2 protein-coding genes are annotated in these 1,912 nt (G+C 56.9%); one reads left to right on the top strand and one right to left on the bottom strand.

The features are described from left to right. Positions 1-66 precede the first annotated feature (66 nt). Positions 67-834 (bottom strand): hypothetical protein, encoded by a 768-nt coding sequence (locus D9V41_RS17615; RefSeq protein ID WP_133434223.1) that lies wholly within the window; start codon positions 832-834, stop codon positions 67-69. 974 nt (positions 835-1,808) lie between these two features. Between D9V41_RS17615 and D9V41_RS16020 the strand changes: the two genes are divergently transcribed. Further along, complete coding sequence (locus D9V41_RS16020) at positions 1,809-1,907, top strand: PLP-dependent transferase (protein ID WP_208006902.1); 99 nt, start codon at positions 1,809-1,811, stop codon at positions 1,905-1,907. The last annotated feature ends 5 nt before the right edge of the window (positions 1,908-1,912 follow it).

Here is a 1,912-nt window from a genome sequence, read left to right as displayed (position 1 = left end):
GGCGCCGGATCGGATCGGCGTAACCGAGGGCATCGTCGAGTACCACGGGGGCGCCGGACTCCTCGCTCACCAGACGGGCAGTAGCGACGCGCCCGAGCACCCCGAGCCAAAATGGTTGTCGCTGTCCGCATCAAGGCACAGTGAAGGAACATCAACCGCGCCTTCTTCAATGAACGCATTCCACTCGACAATACGGAGGTCGGAAACATACGCGGCAGCAGCGTTGCTTGTTATCTGGCAAAAGTCGTTCATCCCTGGAACGGTCATGTGATAGACACGTTGCGTCCGTTCGGCTGACTGCGTCGACGACGCTTCGACTTCTTCGAGGACTATGTAGGTTTGAGAGCCTTCGGTCCGCCTTCTGTCCACAAAACTGCCAGACGTGACGCCTTGAACTTCCAGATCGGGACGCTTCACCGTCCAGCGCGCGGACTGATCGGACTGCCAAGCAAGCTCAACGCGATCGGCCCATACTCTAGCTTGAATGGGGAGCAAGCGCCCCTCACCGTCGCGGCTCAGACTTATTATCGAAGAGCTGGCGTCGTTGTTCGTTCTCGATACGAGAACCCATCCGACGCTGGCAACTGACGTCAATTGATACTCAAACAGGATCCTTCCGTCCTCAATCCTATAGACTTCTTCGGTTTTCAGACCAGATTCTGGCCAGCTTTCGACCGACAGGCCTTCAGGGTCATCGATTTCTGCTGACATTCGTCCGGCCTGCAACTGTATTGTCGCTTCCCCCGCGTCCTGCTTGTCGCTTGCTACATCACGAGAGTTTGACTCTTTTGCCTGAAACGCTACGTAGATTAGCGAGGCCAGAAGTATCACCACTGCCACCAAGAGTGCACTACCGCGCCGCTGCCGCGCACCGAGACTACTCCGCTTCATGGGAGACATTTGCTTTCACTCGCTTCACTTCTAAACTGTTCCGCCACAGATCCGTCCGCCCGCTGGAAACGCAATTCCTGCTCTAGGCCAAAAGCTCAACACGAAGGCCACGAAGGCTCAAGCGCTTCTCATAGCGAACAGTCCGTTTCGGATGAACGTCCATCGCGAGTGTCCTGGTTTGGCCACGGAACATTTTCGTGGTAAAGATGCCTGCCTGATACCACGGCGTCCGCGCGCGTGCGCAAGAACGCGCCAGGCCACTCAACTGTGGAGCAGAGCACTCCTCAGGAGTAGTGGACATCGTTTGGCTTCAGCGGGAAAGGGCGACCGGTGAAGTAGCGGGATCCGCGCTTGGGAACCACCGAGAAATATTCGGCCTCGCGGCTTTTGAGAGCCAGTAGCCTGTCGGCGTTCATTACTACTTGATCAGATCTTAGAGGAGTCCGAAGGGCTGCGATATATGAGCTATGACCGGAATGCTCTCAAAGAACCGTGGAATTGAGACTCCATCTTTGTTCACACCGATGATAAAAACCTCGGGTCCAGCGCACTTCGTGACCGCGACATAGTTGGCGCCAGCTTCACCTGATATGCGCTCCTTTAAGCGAGAGACGCTTGACATGTCGGCACGGCGTTCAGTGGTCCGAACTTCACCTCTCGCAGCGGACGCCGCGAACGCTTCACAAGCGCTCTCCCTGTCGGGGTAGATCCGAGCGAGATCCGCCTGCTTCCGGTTATCCCGATCGTTAGCTGAACAGCCAAGTAAGACAACTGCTACGAGCAGCAGCATCGAGACCGTTCTAACCATGACAATCCAATCACCCCCGCGCTTACTATTTCATTCGCTACCGTAGCACCGTGAAACTAGATCCACTAGCTCCTCGGAAACCGCCAGCGGGGTACCGGCAGTCTCCACGGTGACGATTTTTGCCGGCGATAACGACCTCGTCCGGCTCTCGGTCGGCATCGAGGACATCGACGACCTCGTGGCCGACCTCGAGCAGGCGCTCGCCTAAGCCTC

Source organism: Aeromicrobium phragmitis, from assembly GCF_003674095.1.
Taxonomy (GTDB): Bacteria; Actinomycetota; Actinomycetes; order Propionibacteriales; family Nocardioidaceae; genus Aeromicrobium; species Aeromicrobium phragmitis.
Note: the sequence above shows the minus strand (reverse complement) of the source record. Positions and strands in the feature narration are given on the sequence as shown.